Annotated in this window: 15 protein-coding genes and 1 pseudogene; 5 read left to right on the top strand and 11 right to left on the bottom strand. The window is 64.5% G+C overall.

Translation table 11 applies throughout. From position 1 onward, the window contains the following. Window positions 1-52: 52 nt before the first annotated feature. A complete protein-coding gene (locus tag EDE08_RS34580) occupies window positions 53-1,009 on the bottom strand; it encodes a homocysteine S-methyltransferase family protein (RefSeq protein WP_131874236.1) in 957 nt (318 codons plus the stop codon). A gap of 231 nt (window positions 1,010-1,240) precedes the next feature. On the opposite strand from EDE08_RS34580, the gene EDE08_RS34575 reads away from it, so the two are divergent. Then, window positions 1,241-1,861: a TetR/AcrR family transcriptional regulator gene (locus EDE08_RS34575; protein ID WP_131874238.1), complete on the top strand. Its 621-nt coding sequence runs from the start codon at window positions 1,241-1,243 to the stop codon at window positions 1,859-1,861. A gap of 9 nt (window positions 1,862-1,870) precedes the next feature. On the opposite strand, the gene EDE08_RS34570 is transcribed toward EDE08_RS34575, so the two are convergent. The 7 genes from EDE08_RS34570 to EDE08_RS34540 form a co-directional block, all read right to left on the bottom strand. Further along, on the bottom strand, window positions 1,871-3,628 hold the full coding sequence (locus EDE08_RS34570) for an alkaline phosphatase (RefSeq protein WP_131874240.1): 1,758 nt from the start codon (window positions 3,626-3,628) through the stop codon (window positions 1,871-1,873). Between the two features lie 298 nt (window positions 3,629-3,926). Continuing rightward, entirely contained in the window at window positions 3,927-5,264 is a 1,338-nt protein-coding gene (argG, locus tag EDE08_RS34565) for an argininosuccinate synthase (protein WP_131874242.1), read from the bottom strand. A gap of 94 nt (window positions 5,265-5,358) precedes the next feature. Beyond that, entirely contained in the window at window positions 5,359-6,135 is a 777-nt protein-coding gene (locus tag EDE08_RS34560) for a phosphatase PAP2 family protein (RefSeq protein ID WP_131874243.1), read from the bottom strand. 83 nt (window positions 6,136-6,218) lie between these two features. After that, window positions 6,219-6,713 carry a hypothetical protein gene (locus tag EDE08_RS34555; protein ID WP_131874245.1) on the bottom strand — a complete coding sequence of 165 codons (495 nt, stop codon included), beginning with the start codon at window positions 6,711-6,713 and terminating at the stop codon, window positions 6,219-6,221. Window positions 6,714-6,876: 163 nt separating this feature from the next. Further along, on the bottom strand, window positions 6,877-8,079 hold the full coding sequence (gene rlmN, locus EDE08_RS34550; protein WP_131874247.1) for a dual-specificity RNA methyltransferase RlmN: 1,203 nt from the start codon (window positions 8,077-8,079) through the stop codon (window positions 6,877-6,879). Between the two features lie 180 nt (window positions 8,080-8,259). Then, window positions 8,260-8,937 carry an invasion associated locus B family protein gene (locus tag EDE08_RS34545; protein ID WP_131874249.1) on the bottom strand — a complete coding sequence of 226 codons (678 nt, stop codon included), beginning with the start codon at window positions 8,935-8,937 and terminating at the stop codon, window positions 8,260-8,262. Between the two features lie 117 nt (window positions 8,938-9,054). Next, window positions 9,055-9,891, bottom strand: a complete 837-nt coding sequence (locus EDE08_RS34540) for an SDR family oxidoreductase (protein WP_131874251.1) — start codon at window positions 9,889-9,891, stop codon at window positions 9,055-9,057. A gap of 221 nt (window positions 9,892-10,112) precedes the next feature. On the opposite strand from EDE08_RS34540, the gene EDE08_RS34535 reads away from it, so the two are divergent. Next, the gene (locus tag EDE08_RS34535; protein ID WP_061880125.1) at window positions 10,113-11,087 is read left to right on the top strand and encodes an NADPH:quinone oxidoreductase family protein; all 975 of its coding nucleotides are present in this window, start codon (window positions 10,113-10,115) and stop codon (window positions 11,085-11,087) included. Window positions 11,088-11,317: 230 nt separating this feature from the next. On the opposite strand, the gene EDE08_RS34530 is transcribed toward EDE08_RS34535, so the two are convergent. Both EDE08_RS34530 and EDE08_RS34525 read right to left on the bottom strand, forming a co-directional pair. Continuing rightward, window positions 11,318-11,701, bottom strand: a complete 384-nt coding sequence (locus EDE08_RS34530) for a YkvA family protein (RefSeq protein WP_131874253.1) — start codon at window positions 11,699-11,701, stop codon at window positions 11,318-11,320. A gap of 110 nt (window positions 11,702-11,811) precedes the next feature. Then, window positions 11,812-12,102 (bottom strand): 4a-hydroxytetrahydrobiopterin dehydratase, encoded by a 291-nt coding sequence (locus tag EDE08_RS34525; RefSeq protein ID WP_131874254.1) that lies wholly within the window; start codon window positions 12,100-12,102, stop codon window positions 11,812-11,814. Between the two features lie 155 nt (window positions 12,103-12,257). Here EDE08_RS34525 and EDE08_RS34520 point away from each other — a divergent pair, with 155 nt between their 5' ends. Together EDE08_RS34520 and EDE08_RS34515 are read left to right on the top strand one after the other, a co-directional pair. Then, entirely contained in the window at window positions 12,258-13,703 is a 1,446-nt protein-coding gene (locus EDE08_RS34520; protein ID WP_131874256.1) for a TAXI family TRAP transporter solute-binding subunit, read from the top strand. A gap of 163 nt (window positions 13,704-13,866) precedes the next feature. Beyond that, a pseudogene (locus EDE08_RS34515) lies at window positions 13,867-15,407 on the top strand (alkaline phosphatase D family protein). Window positions 15,408-15,511: 104 nt separating this feature from the next. Here EDE08_RS34515 and EDE08_RS34510 read toward each other — a convergent pair. Further along, on the bottom strand, window positions 15,512-15,895 hold the full coding sequence (locus tag EDE08_RS34510; RefSeq protein ID WP_131874258.1) for a response regulator: 384 nt from the start codon (window positions 15,893-15,895) through the stop codon (window positions 15,512-15,514). A 180-nt stretch (window positions 15,896-16,075) separates the two neighbouring features. Between EDE08_RS34510 and EDE08_RS34505 the strand changes: the two genes are divergently transcribed. Beyond that, a complete protein-coding gene (locus EDE08_RS34505; protein ID WP_131874260.1) occupies window positions 16,076-16,840 on the top strand; it encodes a Crp/Fnr family transcriptional regulator in 765 nt (254 codons plus the stop codon). The last annotated feature ends 142 nt before the right edge of the window (window positions 16,841-16,982 follow it).

Below are 16,982 nucleotides of genomic sequence, written 5' to 3'. Positions count from 1 at the left end.
GCCACACACGCAAATGGCCGGGAGCGATCCCGGCCATTTCATTTTGCATGTATTACGCACTCATCGCCTCTGGCGGCAGGCAGGCCTCGCAAACGGCCGCAACGTGCCGGTGATCGGTACCGCAGCAGCCGCCGAGAATCCGCATCTGCGGAAACGCGCGCCTGAGCGAGAGGTAACGGCGGCCGAGATCGACGGGATCGCCGCTGTCGAGCGTCTCCGATTCGTCGAGCTCGGCATGGCTCTTGATCGACGCGTTGGCCCGGATGCCGCGGATGCGCTGGACCCACGATTCGCCGGCCGCGAGCGCGCCGTCAAAATGGGCCGGATGCGCGCAGTTGATCAGGAAATATTCGCAAGCACGGTCCGTTGCGTCGTCCACCGCTTCGATCGCCTCGCGCAACGACTCACCCCTGACGAGGCGGCCATCGGTCTCGACCGTGAAGGAGATCGCGACCGGAATGTCCTGCCTCTTGGCTGCACGCACCACGCCGACGGCTTCGTTGATGCTGTTCAGCGTGAATGCAGTCACCATGTCGGCGCCCGCCTCGGCGAAGGCTGCGATCTGGGCCGAGTGGTAGACCTCCGCCTCCGCCGCGTCCATGCTGCCGGCCTTGTAGCCGTCGCCACGTGGACCGATCGCACCGTTGATCACGCATGGGGTGCGAGGCGATTCCCATGTGCTGCGCAATTCGTCGAGAAAGCGAATGGCGTCCATGTTGACGGCCTTGAGCCCGGCCGCATCGTAGCCGAGCCTGGCGCCCCAATCAGGGTTGGCGCGCCAGGTCGGACTGTCGAGCACGAAGCCGAGTCCATGCTGCCGCGCGATGCGAAGATAGGCTTCGTAGTACCGCTTCAGATGCGCGCGACCATCCGCGCTGTCCAGCAGCACGAATGCCGCGAAGTGCGGCAGCTCCAGCCCTTGGTGAAAGATCAGGGTGGTTTCCATGCCGCCGTCGGTCAAGAAGATGCCGCCGCGGTGCTGCGGCAGATCGTGTCTGTATTTGGCCATTGATCGCTCCATCATTTGCACGGGCCCGCTCTCTTCATTCGGTCGCGCCATGCCCGTCTTCGGTCTTGGCATTTGGTGCCGCATAATGTCGCGTCGCTCTAGAAGCCCCGTGGTGCGGCTGAACTTCCGCCCGCAAACGGATACAAATCAAAGACTTGCGTGAGGCAATCGGACTGCCGCGCTTGCCTGCGCGGCAAATTCCGCACCGTTGGTACGGTTTTGGAGGCATCGATGGGAAAGGGCGAAGCGACGCGCGAGCGCATTCTCGAGATCGCGGAAGCGGCGGTGCTCGCGAAGGGCTTCGGCGCGACCTCGATCGACGAGGTCATCGCCGAGGCCGGACTGACCAAGAGCGGATTCTTCTATCACTTCAGGGACAAGAACGCGCTCGCACGGGAGATGCTGCGCCGCTATGTGGAGACGAACGATCGCCTGTTCGAGGAGATCTTCCAGCGAGGGCGTGAGCTCTCGGACGATCCGCTGCAATCGTTCCTAATCTCGCTGAAGCTGCTGGCCGAGATCATGGCCGATCTACCCAACGGCCATCCCGGATGCCTGATCGCCAGCATCTGCTATCAGGAGCGCCTGTTCGACCGTGAGGTTCGCGACCTGACCGCGCAATCCGTCCGGGCCTGGAATGCGCACTTCCGCGCGATCCTCGACGGCATCGCCGCGGTCTATCCGCCGCGCGAGCCGATCGACCTCGACGATCTCGCAGAGATGATCTCGTGCGTGGTCGACGGCGCGATCATCATGTCGAAGACGCTCAACGATCCGAAGCGGCTGGAGCGGCAGATCCTGCTCTTCCGCAGCTGCGTGAAGCTGGTCTTCGCGCCGCCGCCTTCCTCGTGAAGCGATGCGTCATTGCTGCGCGGCCAATCCCAACGCGTCGGCCATGACGCGGAACACTTCGGTATTGTCCATCGAGCCATGCACGCGCTCGCTGCCTGGTCCGGTCGCCGTCAGGATGACATCCTCGCCGGAATGCACGCTGGCGCCGATCATCGCCGAAAGATTGCCGGGGCGCAGCACCGCACCCGGAACGTCCTTGTATTTGTCGTTGGCCTTGAAGGTCCCGTCGGCGCCGGCCTTGACGGTCGGCTCGTTGGGATTGTCCAGCTTCGGACGGAACGTCTCGTAGTGATCCGGCAGACTGGCGGAGAAAATGGCCAGTCGGCGGCTCACGTCGATGCGCGCCGGATAACCTTCTGCGTCAGGAGCCGGATAGTTGGGAAATCCAGCCCGATCGTAGACGCCGACGCGCTCGCGCAAGGGAACGTTGGGCACGGTGGCCATGTCGTCGTTCACCGTGCCGACGAGACTGTTGGGATGATTGTGGTCTGCCAGCACCAGGATGAGGGTGTCGTCGCCGCGCGCCCGCGCCCATTCACGCGTCTGGCGCACCGCATTGTCGAGCATGATCGTGTCGTAGACGGCCCGCTCCATGTCGAGCAGATGCGCATATTTGTCGATCATTCCGGATTCGACCATCAGGAAGAAGCCGGCCTCATTCCGCGACAGCAATTGCAGCGCTGCCTGCACCTGCTCGGTCAGGTCGGGCTGCTCAGGAAATTTCTTGACGCCGCCACCCTTCAGGAATTTGCGGTCGAGCACACCGTCCATGTTGCCGGTGGCGAACAGGCCGAGCAGCCTGGCCGTCTCGGGCTTTGCCGAGAGAGCGCCAAGCTCGCTCGCGGTGGTCGCCACCTGATAGCCTGCATCGCGGAATTTGGCGATGTAGTCGGTCTCGTCCTTGCGTTTCGAGCCGGTGGCCGACTTCGGCAGAAAATTCGCGCTGCCGCCGCCCATCAGGACATCCGGCTTCGCCGCGAAGAACTGCTCGACGATCTCGTCGTAGGCGGCACGGCGGCGCGTGTGCGCAACCATCGCCGCCGGCGTCGCGTCTTCGATCTCGGTGTTGGTGACGACGCCGATCGCCATGCCGAGCCGCCTCCTGGCAAGGCTGGTGATGGTTTCGACCCTGGGATCGTCGAACGGGCTCGCGGTGCGGTCCGCATAGACGCCGAGGGCGTTGACGGCGCTCTTGTGCCCGGTCGCATAGGCGCTGGCCGAGTTCGCGGAATCCGTGATGATCGAGTCCGAGCCGGCCGTTGCCACCAGCGCCATGTGAGGCATGTCGTCGATGGCGAGCTTGCCGCGGCTCTTGCCCTCCGAGATCCCCTTGGACAGGATTCGCGCGGCAACCCGATGGGCGGGCGACATGCCGTCGCCGATGAACAGGATGACGTTCTTCGCCTTGCGCGGCCCCGTGTCGTAGACCGTCCATGTGATGCTGCGCTGGCCCATGCCGTCGCTCACGTCGACGACGACGTTGCCCGGCCTGGTCAGCGTGACGTCGCGCAGGATCAGGGCCGACTGATCCTTGCCGTCCTCGCGCTCGATGAAGCTGCCGGCACGGCCGAACGCGCTCGCATAGTCCGCGCCGTTCACCGTCACCTTCAACTTGGCGGGATCGACCGGCCCGGGAAGCTCGACCTTGAAGTCGAATTTGGCTCCGGCCAGGATCTCGGCACGATCGATCGGATAGATCGTCTGCGCCGACAGTGACGATGTCCAACAGAGGACGATGAGAGAGGCGAGTGCCGATTTCCTGATCATTTGCGATGCTCCGCAATCCCATTCCGAAACAGGAGCGTAGCGATCGAGAATGACACCGTCATTAAGCGCGTGGCCATCCGGGCTGCGCGCAATCGTAGGCTGGGCAAAGGTGCAAGGCGCAGTGCCCACCACTATCTCGGTCGCAGAAGATGGTGGGTACGCTTTCGCTTCGCCCACCGTACGGCAGGCATGGCAACGCAACGCATATGGGAGCGATATCGCCTGTGGCCATCCTTCGAGACGCGCGCTCAGCTCGCGCAAAGCACCATATGCGATTGCCCTGCTACGACAGGGGAGCTCAGCCCTTGTCGCTCTCCAGGCGGAAGATCTGCGAGCCTTCGCTGCCCGAGAGCAGGCCGGTGTCGCTGTAGAGCTTCAGCTTGGTGCGGGTGTCGGCGATGTCGAGGTTGCGCATGGTGAGCTGCCCGATGCGATCGGCCGGCGTGAAGGCGGCGTCCTCCACCTTCTCCATGCTGAGCCGCTCCGGCGCATAGGTGAGGTTGGGGCTCTCGGTGTTGAGGATCGAATAATCGTTGCCCCGGCGCAGCTCGAGCGTGACTTCGCCGGTGACGGCGCGCGCGACCCAGCGCTGCGCGGTCTCGCGCAGCATCAGCGCCTGCGAATCGAACCAGCGACCCTGATAGAGCAGCCGGCCGAGGCGCATGCCGCTGATGCGGTACTGCTCGATGGTGTCCTCGTTGTGGATGCCGGTGACGAGGCGCTCGTAGGCGATGTGCAACAGCGCCATGCCGGGCGCCTCGTAGATGCCGCGGCTCTTGGCCTCGATGATGCGGTTCTCGATCTGGTCGCTCATGCCGAGGCCGTGGCGGCCGCCGATGGCGTTGGCTTCGAGGAACAGCGCGACGGGATCGGAGAAGGTCTGGCCGTTCAGCGCCGTGGGCTGGCCTTCCTCGAAACGCACCACGACCTTCTCGGCCTTCACGGCGCAATCGTCGCGCCAGAACGGCACGCCCATGATCGGGTTGACGATCTTGATGCCGCTGTCGAGGCTTTCGAGATCCTTGGCCTCATGCGTGGCGCCGAGCAAATTGCTGTCGGTCGAATACGCCTTCTCGGCGCTCATCTTGTAGGCGAAGCCTTGCGCGGTCATGAAGGCCGACATCTCGGCGCGGCCGCCGAGCTCGTCGATGAACTGCTGGTCGAGCCAGGGCTTGTAGATCTTCAGGCCGGGATTGGTGAGCAGGCCGTAGCGGTAGAAGCGTTCGATGTCGTTGCCCTTGAAGGTCGAGCCGTCGCCCCAGATGTTGACGCCGTCCTCCTTCATGGCCGCGACCAGCATCGTGCCGGTCACGGCGCGGCCGAGCGGCGTGGTGTTGAAATAGGTGATGCCGCCGGTCGAGATATGGAAGGCGCCGGACTGGATCGCGGCAATGCCCTCGTGCACCAGCTGCGTGCGGCAATCGACCAGGCGCGCCTTCTCGGCGCCGAACTCCATCGCCTTGCGCGGGATCTCGTTGTAGTCGGCCTCGTCGGGCTGACCGAGATTGGCGGTGTAGGCGTAGCAGCGCGCGCCCTTCTGCTTCATCCAGAGCAGCGCCGCAGAGGTGTCGAGACCGCCCGAAAAAGCGATGCCGACTTTCTCACCCTTGGGCAGGCTTTTCAGGATCGTGGTCATGGGGCGTCCAATCGGGTCTCAAGGGCTGATGTCAGAGGTGAACTCGACCGCGCGAATATCAAATTTCGCGGGGCTCGGCACCCATTTAATGGACTCAAACCGAGGGTTCGGGATCGGTCCTGCGGCCGAACAGGCGCTGGCGTAGCCGGTAGCCCGGCATGGCCAGCCGGGTCAGGGCGGCATCGACCGCCTCGTCCGAAAACCGCGTCCGCGGCCAGCGGTAGATCAGCGCGTAGGCGAACCAGATCACGACGAAGGTGACGAGGCCGGCGATGGCCACGTCGGTGAAAAAGTGCCCGCCGAAGGCCATGCGCAGCCCGCTGGTCAAGGCGCCGAATACCACGGCGGCGGCATAGGCGAGCGGGCGCCACGGCGGCGGCGCCAGCGCGGCCGGCGCGAGCGTCCAGAACGCGGTCGCACCCTCGCCCGAGAAGAACGAGCAGTTGCGCGCACAGCCGCCGCGGGGATCCCACCACGGCACGAATTGCTGGTCGCCGGCAAACTCGGTCACCACCACCGGCCGTGGCCGGCCCCAATAGGTCTTGAAGGTCAGGTTGGTGAGAATGCCGGCCGACATCGCCATCGTCACCAGCAGGAAGATGATCGTGCGCCCCCGCACCATCAGCGGCCGGTCGGGCCGGATCATCTTGACCACGAGCGCGACGATCGAGGGCAGCGCGAAGGCCCAGGCGATCCACATCGCCGCATCGCGCGCAAAGCCGGCCCAGCCGTTCAGCTTGAGCGGAAACGTCTTGGTCTCGGCATCGAAGAACAGCGAAGCGAGCTTGAGGTCGAGCTCGGGATAGAGGCCGAAGACGACGCCGATCACGAGCCACAGCGCCAGGGCGATGAAGAGTCCGGTCCGGTTCATGGCGCGCGGTTTAGCGGAGTGGGACGGGGATGGAAACCCCGGAGAAAGCGCCCATCCTCCCCTGGAGGGGGAGGATAAAAAACTCACCGCGCATCCGGCCGCGAATTCGCCGGCAATGGCGGAGGCGGCTTGCGCGGGGGTGGCGGATCGCGCCAGGCGCCGGCGTTGCGGCCGGCGATCAGCCAATAGACCACGCCGGCAACGATGCCGGCGCCGGTCATGATCTCCAGATGGCGCCGCACGATACCTTCGAACTGAAACGTATCAGGATGGAAGGGAACGAGACCGAGGTAGCAGGCGAGCCCGACAAGGCCCCCGCCGACGGCATAGGCCAACGCACTGCGGATGTAGAGCGCCTCCGTAATCGCGACGATCACCGCCGCCGGCACCAGCGCGAAACCGGAGACGAAGATGAAGCCGAAGCCGAGCAGGATGTCGATCGCGCCCTGATCGGCGGGACCGGCGCCAAGATCGGAGAATTCCGGAAACAGCAGCGCGAAGACGATGATGATGCCGCCGGCGAAGCAGGCAGCAAGGAAGCCGATGAAGATGACGATGAGGCGGCCGATCAGGGACATGACGTCAAAACCACCTCGCCGTCATTGCGAGGAGCTCGCGACAAAATTGCGCAGCAATTTTGCGCTGATGCGACGAAGCAATCCAGACTGCTTCCGCGGCGACATTCTGGATTGCTTCGCTTCGCTCGCAATGACGAGGAGGCGAGGGCGCGGGCATGAGAAACTAATCCGTCATCGCCATGGCGCGCAGCGCCTGCCGTTCCCTCGCCGAAAGCTTTTCCGTCTCCGACTTGAGCTGGCCGCAGGCGGCGAGGATGTCGCGGCCGCGCGGGGTGCGCACCGGCGAGGAATAGCCGGCGTTGAAGATGTATTCGGAGAATTTTTCGATCTGGTCCCAGTCCGAGCATTCATAGGCGGTGCCGGGCCAGGGATTGAACGGGATCAGGTTGATCTTGGCCGGAATGCCCTTGAGCATCTTCACCAGCAGCTTCGCATCGTCGAGCGAATCGTTGACGCCCTTGAGCATCACGTATTCGAAGGTGATGCGCCGCGCGTTGGAGGCGCCGGGATAGTCGCGGCAGGCCTGCAAGAGCTCCTTGATCGGATATTTGCGGTTGAGCGGCACCAGCTCGTTGCGCAATTCGTCGCGCACCGCATGCAGCGAGATCGCGAGCATGACGCCGATCTCCTCGCCGGCGCGCACGATGTTCGGCACCACGCCCGAGGTCGACAGGGTGATGCGGCGGCGGGAGATGCCGATGCCCTCGTTGTCGCCGACGATCAGGAGCGCATCGCGTACCGCGTCGAAATTGTAGAGCGGCTCGCCCATGCCCATCATCACGATGTTGGTGACGCGGCGGGTGCCGTCCTCGCGGTCGGCCCAATCGTTGAGGCGATCGCGCGCGACCATGACCTGGCCGACGATCTCGCCGGCGGTGAGGTTGCGCACCAGGCGCTGCGTGCCGGTGTGGCAGAATGCGCAGTTCAGCGTGCAGCCGACCTGCGAGGAGACGCAGAGCGTGCCGCGATCGGTCTCGGGGATGTAGACGCATTCGACTTCATGCGCCTTCTGGACGCTATCGCCGCTCGGCAGCCGCAGCAGCCATTTGCGGGTGCCGTCGTTGGAGATCTGCTCGGCCACGACTTCGGGCCGGTCGACCGTGAAATGCTGCACGAGCTCGGCGCGGATGCCCTTCGAGATCGAAGTCATCTCGTCAAAGCTCTGGGCGCCCCGGAAATAGATCCAGTGCCACAGCTGCTGCACGCGCATCTTGCGCTGGGCCGGAGCGACACCGATCTCGCCGAGGCGATCGGCAAGCTCGGTGCGCGACAGGCCGATCAGCGACGGTTTTGCCGGCGGCACATAGGTTTCGAGCGGAGTCTTCTCCACCAGGGTTGCGTTGTGCGGCTCGGTCGTCGGTTGCATTGGTTGCCTGAATAGTTGCTGTCTCGTCATGCCCGGGCTTGTCCCGGGCATCCACGTTCTCTTCGCCTGTGGCTAGCGCATGGATGGCCGGGACAAGCCCGGCCATGACGACCGAAATTGTGGAACCGGCCTTATATAGCAACCGGGACTGCCAATTGCGACCGTGACCGTTGCCTAGCCTTATCGCTTGCAGTCGTGGGCGATCTTGTCGAGCGCCTGGGTAAGGCCCTTCAGCGAGAAGGTGTCGGTCGTCTCCGTGCCCTTGGCCGAGACGCCCTTGACCACGAGATCGGCGGATTTGCGCATGGCTTCGACCATCCGCTCCTCCTCGGCCGCGTTCTTGATCCAGAGGCCGTCTCCCTGCGTGTACATCGCAAAAGAGGCGCCGCCGACCTCGACAGTCGATTCCGAGCCCGGCTTCAGCGCGTAGCCGATCATGACCGAGACTTCGTTGTTGACCTTCTCCGCCGGCCGGGTCGAGACGAACGCATAGGCGGGATCACGCGGCCGGTTCGGCGGATTGGTTTTCGACGATGAAGGCTTGGCCAGCGCGAAACAGACCTTCTTGCCATTGGGCGTCGCCGCATAGGCCCCCCAGGTGCCGAACTGCCCGATCAAGGTCGGCTCGGCGCCACCCGCAACTCCCGCGGGCGAAGCCGCCGATTTACTCTCGGGCTTCGGAGCCCCCTTTGCGGTCGTATGAGCAGGCGGCGCAGCCGGCTTCGGTGTCGCCTCCTTTGGAGCAGACTCTTTTGGAACGGACTTGGGCGCCGGTTGCGCCGTCTGCGCCCGCGCGGAATCGACGATTCCCCCGGCCATGACGCCAGTCATCAAAGCTAGAATCAGCACCCGCCACATGCTCGGAGTGGTTCCCTCAATATTGTGACTGGAAGATGGCCCGACCGCGCTTTGTCCCCGGGCAGGGATAGCCGGGAAAGTCCAATTTGGGAAGGCAGTTAGCGACAGCGGCGGCAGCTAGGCCCTGGATCGCGCGGCGCGTTGCTCGGCCCATTGCGCCTCGGTCCAGCCGAGCAAATCCTCGGCGCCGGAACTGCGCAGATGCGCGCCGCCGTCGATCACCACCATCTCGCCATTGATGTAGCCGGCGCGGTCGGAGACCAGGAAGCTGGCGAGATCGGCAAGCTCGCTATGCTCGCCCGCGCGGCCGAGCGGATTGCGCGAGGCCCATCCTTCATCGCGGCCCTCGGGGCGTAGCTGCCCGGACGCCCCGGCGGTCGGAAACGGACCCGGCGCGATCGCGACGGTGCGGATGCCCTTCGGGCCCCACTCCACCGCAAGGCTCCTGGTCATCGCCAGCAGGGCGGACTTCGCCATCGCCGACGGAACGGTGAAGGCGCGGCCGGTGATGGTGGAGGTCGAGAGGATCGACAGCACGACGCCGCCATGCGTGCCCGCGATCCAGCGCCTGCCGGCGGCGAGCGTGCAATACATCGCGCCATGCAGCGTCGGCGCCAGGATCGCATCCGCGGCGCGGAAGGAGAGATGCTCGCTCTGTGCGATGAAGGTCGCGGCGGCATTGTTGACCAGGATGTCGAGCGGCGCCTCGCGCCAGATCCGTTCCATCATGCTGTCGACGGCCGCACCGTCGCGAATATCGCAGCTGATCGTCGTGACCTTGCCATCCGTCTGCTCGCGCATCTCGCGCGCGGCTGCTTCCAGCCGGTCGAGCTTGCGGCCGCAAATCACGATCTCTGCGAGCGCGAGGAAGCGACGGCCGATCGCCGCGCCAAGGCCCGAGCCGCCGCCGGTGACGAGGATGCGCTTGTTCTTGAGCAGGCTTGTTTCAAACATCGTTTGAATCCTCGTTATTTCCACACACTCGGTCATCGCGAGCGCAGCGCGCCATCAAGAATCCGTACCGCGGAAATAGCCTGGATTTGCCTTCGCTGCGCTCGCGATGACGAGGATAGGCCGAACATTGCGTCCAGCAAAGAATCCGGATTGTCGGGCCTCACTAATTCCGGCAGAAACAGCTCAACTATAATTCCACTCGAAACGCCTCAGGTGCCGCCATGAAAGCCATCCTCTGCTCGCAATATTGCCAGCCCGACGATCTCGTTCTGGCCGAGGTGCCGGATCCGGTGGCCGGTCCCGGCGAAGCCGTGATTGCGATCAAGGCGGCGGCGCTGAACTTCTTCGACATCCTGATGATCCAGGGCAAGTACCAGATCAAGCCGCCGTTCCCGTTCTCGCCGGCTGCGGAAGTCGCCGGCGTGATCGAGAGCATCGGCCCCGGCGTAACCGATCTGAAGGTCGGCGACCGCGTCGTGGCGTCCTGCGGCCACAACGGCGCGCGCGAGAAGATCGCGCTGCCAGCGGCATCGATCGTGAAGATCCCCGACAATCTCGACTACGACCGCGCGGCCGGCATCATCATCATCTACGGAACCGCGCTGCATGCGCTGGAGGACCGCGCGAGCCCGAAGCCCGGCGAGACGCTCGCGGTGCTTGGCGCGGCCGGCGGCACCGGCCTCGCCGCCTGCGAGCTCGGCAAGCTGATGGGCCTGAAGGTGATCGCCTGCGCCTCGTCGGACGAGAAGCTCGAATTCGCGAAGGCGCATGGCGCCGAGCTGACGTTGAACTACGGCAAGGAAGATCTGAAGGAAGGGCTGCGCAAGCTCACCGGCGGCAAAGGCGTCGACATCATCTTCGATCCCGTTGGCGGCGCTTACGCCGAGCAGGCGCTGCGCTCGATCGCCTGGGAGGGCCGCTTCCTCGTCATCGGCTTTGCCGCCGGCGACATTCCGAAGATGCCGCTGAACCTCGCGCTGCTGAAGGGCTGCGACATCCGCGGCGTGTTCTGGGGCGCCTGGACGAGACTCAACCCGGCCAAGAACCGCGCCAATCTGGAAAAGCTGGTGAAGTGGACGGCGGAGGGGAAGATCTCATCGCATGTCGACCGCACCTTCCCACTGGCCCAGACCGCGGACGCGCTGAAGGTGCTGGCGGGACGTCAGGCCATGGGCAAGGTGATCTTGCATCCGTGATCGCGATGTCATCGCGACGCTGTTTCAGCACACACAACTGTCATCGCCCGGCTTGACCGGGCGATCCAGTACTCCGTGACGGCAGTGATTGAATCGAGAGGCCGCGGCGTACTGGATTCCCCGCTTGCCGCCTACGCTAAAGCTTCGGCGCACCTGGACCTCAACCCCGGCGAAGCCTTGGCGTAGCCGGGTCGCGGGGAATGACAGCGGTGGGTGTGGTTGAATTGCCCCTACCGCGCAGCCTCGCCCTCCTCCACCCCGCGCTTCAGTGCGGCGCGGGCGGCCTCGCGATGCTCGTTCGTGATGTGGCCGGCGACCATGCGGATGGCCGTGGCGAGCACGGCAGCGTCATCGGCGAAGCCGAGCATCGGCATCACGTCCGTGACGAAGTCGAACGGCAGGATGAAGTAGGCGATCGCCCCGAGCAGCGAGGCCTGGACGTGGCGCGGCGTCTGCCGGTCGAACGCACAGTAATAGGCGGCAAGCAGGTCTTCCGCGAACGGCAGGTGCGCGGCGACACGCTTCAGCTTGCGCCAGAAACGGCGGCGCACGCTCTCGCGATCTTCCGCGAGCCGATCGGCCGGCTCGAAGCCGACGCTGTGCTCGGCAGCCATGCTCGAAAACTCCCGTTCTGCCGGAGGCGGAGGTCGTCCCGGTCCCGGCTGATCACAAGATGGGGATGCGGCCGATCCCTGCAAGACGTCAGCCACGTATCCGTCAAGTGTCAGCCTGCGATGGCGTTCATCGCCTTGGCCAGCGCGATGTCGCGCGTGGTGAGGCCGCCGGCTTCGTGGGTCGACAACACCACCTCCACCGTCTTGTAGACGTTGCGCCATTCGGGGTGGTGATCCATCTTTTCGGCCACCAGCGCGGCGCGGGTCATGAAGCCGAACGCCTCGTTGAAATCCCTGAAGACGAAGATCTTCCCGATGGCGTCGCGGCCTTGGATCTCACTCCAGCCCGGTAGTCCGCCCAGCGCCTGCCTGCGCTCCTCCGCCGAGAGCCGTTCTGCCATGATCGTCTCCTTGCCTTTTGGGGGGAACTTTACTCTAACACCGCGCCGCCGCCCGGGTTCATACGGGATTTCCTGCGTCCGCTAACCATGACGGAGATGTAACCCCGCCGGACAAGGAAATTTGCTACAATTGCAACGGTAGATCGCCGGCCAAGATGAAACTGAGCCTGAAGCGCCTGTTTGGGAGATCGATGACCGGGGGATTGGACCTGGCCGAAGCGCCCCCTCCGCCTTCGCCGCGATCGGCGGCGCGGAAGACGGCGCTTGTGTCTCTGGCACTCGTGCTTGCGATCGTGGGCGCGCTCGCCGGCGGCTATTATTTCGCGATGCGTCCGGTGACGCTCAAGATCGCGGTCGGCCCTGCCAACAGCGATGACATCAAGATCGTGCAGGCGCTGACGCAGGCCTTCACCCAGACCAAGGGTCAGGTAAGGCTGCGGCCGTTCCAGACCGACGGCGCCACGGCAAGCGCCGACGCGCTCGCGGAAGGCAAGGTCGATCTCGCCATCGTGCGCGGCGACGTCGACGTGCCCAAGAACGCGCAAGCGGTCGCGACCCTGCGCAAGAACGTCGTGGTGCTGTGGTCCGTGCCGGCCAAAGGCAAGAAACGGGGCCCGAAGATCACCAAGATCGCACAGCTCGCCGGCCATCGCGTCGGCGTGGTCGGCCGCACCCAAGCCAACGTCAATCTGCTCAAGGTGATCCTCCAGCAGTACGGCATCGATCCCGCCAAGGTCGAGATCGTGCAGTTCCCGGCGAACGAAGCCGCCGAGGCGATCAAGGCGCAGAAGGCCGACGTCTATCTCGCGGCCGGCCCCGTCAACAGCAAGATCACGTCGGATGCGATCGCCGCCTCCACCAAGGATTTCGGCGCGCCCACCTTCCTCGCGATCGATTCGGCGGATGCGATCGCGCAAAACCATCCGGTCTACGAAGCGTCCGAGATTCCCGCCGGCACCTATGGCGGCTCTCCCGCCCGCCCGGAGGACGAGGTCAAGACCATCAGCTTCTCGCACCACATCGTGGCGCGCAAAGGCGTGTCCGAAACCACCATCGCGGCGTTCACGCGTCAGCTGTTTGCCGTGCGCCAGCAATTGGTGACCGAATTTCCGCTCGCGGCGAAGATCGAAACGCCCGATACCGATAAGGATGCGGTGATTCCGGTGCACCCGGGTGCGGCCGCCTTCGTCGACGGCGAGGAAAAGACCTTCCTCGACAAATACAGCGACTACATCTGGTGGAGCCTGATGGCGCTTTCGGCCATGGGCTCGATCGGCGCCTGGTTCGCCGGATACCTGAAGAAGGACGAGCGCGACAGCAACAATCATCAGCGCGAACGCCTGCTCGACATGATCGCCGCCGCGCGCAAGTGCGAGACGGCCGAAGAGCTCGACCAGATGCAGACCGAGGCTGACGACATCCTGCGCGATACGCTGCGCTGCTACGATCACGGCGCGATCGAGGAAGGCGCGCTCACCGCCTTCAACATCGCGCTCGACCAGTTCCACTCTGCGGTCGCCGACCGCAAGGCGTTGCTGATGAGCCTGCCGCAGAACCTGCAGCGCGCCGGCGCGCAGTTCAGGGCCGCCGGCAACGCGTAGGCGCTTGCCGGCGTAATGGCTGCGTCACATTGTCTCAATATAGCTCCTACTGTCGTTCTGGAGCGCGCGCAACGCGAATCCGGAATCTCGAGATTCCGGGTCTGGTGCTGGCGCACCATCCCGGAATGACAGCGAAAGCTGCGCCAGTCAGCGAGCCATCTTCATGAAGATCAAATTCTCCCGCCGCCGCTTCCTCGCCACCAGCGCCGGTGCGCTCGGCACGATCGCAATGCCCTATCTCTCGCGCGCGGCCGATCGGCCGGCAGTCACTCATGGCGTGCAGTCTGGCGACGTCACCGTCGATGGCGGTGTGGTGTGGGCGCGTACCGATCGGCCGGCACAGATGCTGGTCGAGGTGGCGACGACTGATACGTTCAGGAATGCCCGTGCGCTGCCGCCGATCGCCGCGCTGCCCGAGAGCGACTTCACGGCAAAAATGCTGCTGGAGAATCTGCCGGGCGGCCAGGACATCTTTTACCGCGTCCGCTTCCGCGATCTCTCACACAGCGCGGTCGAGGGCGAGGCGGTCGTCGGCCGCTTCCGCACCGCGCCGGCCGACCGCCGCGACGTCAGCTTCGTTTGGGGCGGCGATGTCGCCGGCCAGGGCTGGGCATCAATCCCGATGACGGCGGCATGTTCACCTTTTCGGCGATGCGCAAGCACCGGCCCGATTTCTTCCTGCATTCCGGCGACACGATCTATGCCGACGGTCCGATCCAGTCCGAGGTGAAGCTCGCCGATGGCAAGGTCTGGAAGAACGTCACGATCCCGGAGAAGGCCAAGGTCGCGGAGACGCTGGACGAGTACCGCGCCGCGCACAAATACAATCTCACCGACGAGAACCTCCGAGCCTTCAATGCCGAAGTACCGATCTTCGTGCAGTGGGACGACCACGAGGTGACCAACAACTGGTCGCTGTCGAAGGAGCTGCCGGCCGCCTACAAGGTGCGAGACATCTCGCTGCTCGCGGCCCGCGCGGGGCGCGCCTTCCACGAGATGTACCCGATGCGGGAAAGCATCGTGGAGCCCGGCCGGGTCTATCGACAGATCGCCTACGGCCCGCATCTCGACGTGTTCATGCTCGACGAGCGCAGCTATCGCGGCCCGAACAGCGCCAATCTCGAGACCGCCTACGGTCCCGCCAGCTCCTTCCTCGGGCCGGACCAGATCGCCTGGCTCAAGCGCGGCCTCCTCAATTCGCGCGCGACATGGAAGGTGATCGCCTCCGACATGCCGATCAGCCTGATCGTCTCGGACACGCCGAAGGGTGGATCGGAAGCCATTGCGCAGGGCGACGGCCCGGTGCGTGGTCGCGAGTTCGAGATCGCCGACATCCTCCGCTTCATCAAGATGGCGCCGATCACGAACACGGTGTGGCTGACCGCGGATGTGCATTACGCCGCCGCGCATTATTACGATCCGAACAAGGCGCAATTCCAGGAGTTCGAGCCGTTCTGGGAATTCGTGTCGGGTCCGCTGCACGCCGGTACGTTCGGTCCGAACGCGCTCGACAACACCTTTGGCCCCGAGGTTCGCTTCGTCAAGGCACCGGGCAAGGACAGCCAGAACCTGCCGCCGTCAGCGGGCATGCAGTTCTTCGGTCACGTCAAGATCGACGGCGCCTCCGGTCAAATGACCGTGACCCTGCGCGACCGCGCCGACGTGGCGCTGTGGTCGACCACGCTCGATCCGAAGCAAAGCTGACCGCTAAAGCATGATCCGGAAAAGTGCGGAGCGGTTTTCCGAAAAGATCATGCTCAAACAACAACCCGAAGCGCGATGACGATTCACCCTAATCGCATTGCGCTTTAGTTGGCGGCGCGTAGCTTGAGCGCCGCTTCCAGCGCATCGCTCGAACACGGTTTCTGCAACCGTGGCCGGCCCGCCAGTTCGGGCGGAATGCGCGCCTCGGCGCCATAGCCGGTGACGAAAACGAACGGAACCTCCAGCGCGGTCAGCCGCTCGGCGACAGCAAAGCTGGTCTCGCGGATCAGCTCGACATCGAGCAGCGCGAAGTCGGGCGTCCGCTTCGCAATGGCGTCCAGCGCCTGCGTCACCGAACCGACGGTCCGCACGCCGGTCACACCAAATCCGAGCAGACGATCCTCGAAATCGATCGCGATGATCGGATCGTCCTCGACGATCAGAACATCGGCCGGCCAGCCTGAGCCGTTGGAAAGTGCGGGTGCCATGATCGCATCTTGCGCTGGGGGTTTTCGGATCAGGACTGCCGCGACACGATGCCTGCGCGTAGCGCATCGGGGGGTTCCCGGAACGAAACTCACCACATCATCGTTGTCCAGTCTGTCCACTTGTGCACACAGGGGAGGCGCGGAACTCGGTAAGGTGGGGGAAGGGACGGGAGTTTCACGATGGATGCGCGTATCGGCAAGGTCACCGAGGTCGAGAGCCGGCCGGCCAACAATCTGCTGCGGCGTTTGAGCCAGGCCGACTACGCTCTCCTTGCCCCGCACGTGACTTTCGAAGACTCCGCCGCGGGCCAATTGCTCTACAATCCCGGCGACGACGTGCAGGTCGTCCACTTCCCCTGCGGGCCGTCGCTCGCGACCTTCCTCGTCCCCAATGAGGACGGTCGCGACGTCGAAACCATTCTGGTCGGCCGTGAGGGCGCGGTGGGCGGCATCGTCAGCGAGGGATTTCTGCCGGCCTATACGCGGATCTGCGTGAAGTTCGGCGGGCCGTTTGCGCGTATTCACGTTGCCAAGCTGGAAGCGGCCAAGCTGCGCTCGGCGTCGCTGCGCAACATCTTCGCCCGCTATGCCGATTGCATGCTGGCCCAGATCTTCCAGTCGACCGCCTGCAACGCGATCCACTCGATAGAGCAGCGCACCGCCAAATGGATCCTGGCGGCGATGGAGCGGACCGGCGACGAGAGCAGCGTGCCACTGACCCACGAACAACTCGCGACGCTGCTCGGGGTCGGTCGCAGCTATGCCAGCCGCGTGCTTCAGTCGTTCAGGGCGGAACGGATTCTCGACACACGGCGCGGCTCGATCCTGGTTCGCAACCGCGATGGCCTGAAGCTTCGCGCCTGCCTGTGCAACGATGCCGTGAAGATGCATTTCGAGGAGGTGCTGCGCGGCGTCTATCCAACCGAGGAGCGGGAGGCGGGGTAGAGGCACTTGCTTTCTTCCTTCTCCCCTTGTGGGAGAAGGTGCATAGGTGTCCAGACCGGATAGATAGGTAACACAGTAGACCGGATGGATGGGTGACAGTTCTCTGTCGGCTGGGAGGATCAGCCGATGCCTTGGCGGGAGA

Source organism: Bradyrhizobium sp. R2.2-H (assembly GCF_004346455.1).
Classification (GTDB): domain Bacteria; phylum Pseudomonadota; class Alphaproteobacteria; order Rhizobiales; family Xanthobacteraceae; genus Bradyrhizobium; species Bradyrhizobium diversitatis.
Note: the sequence above shows the minus strand (reverse complement) of the source record. Positions and strands in the feature narration are given on the sequence as shown.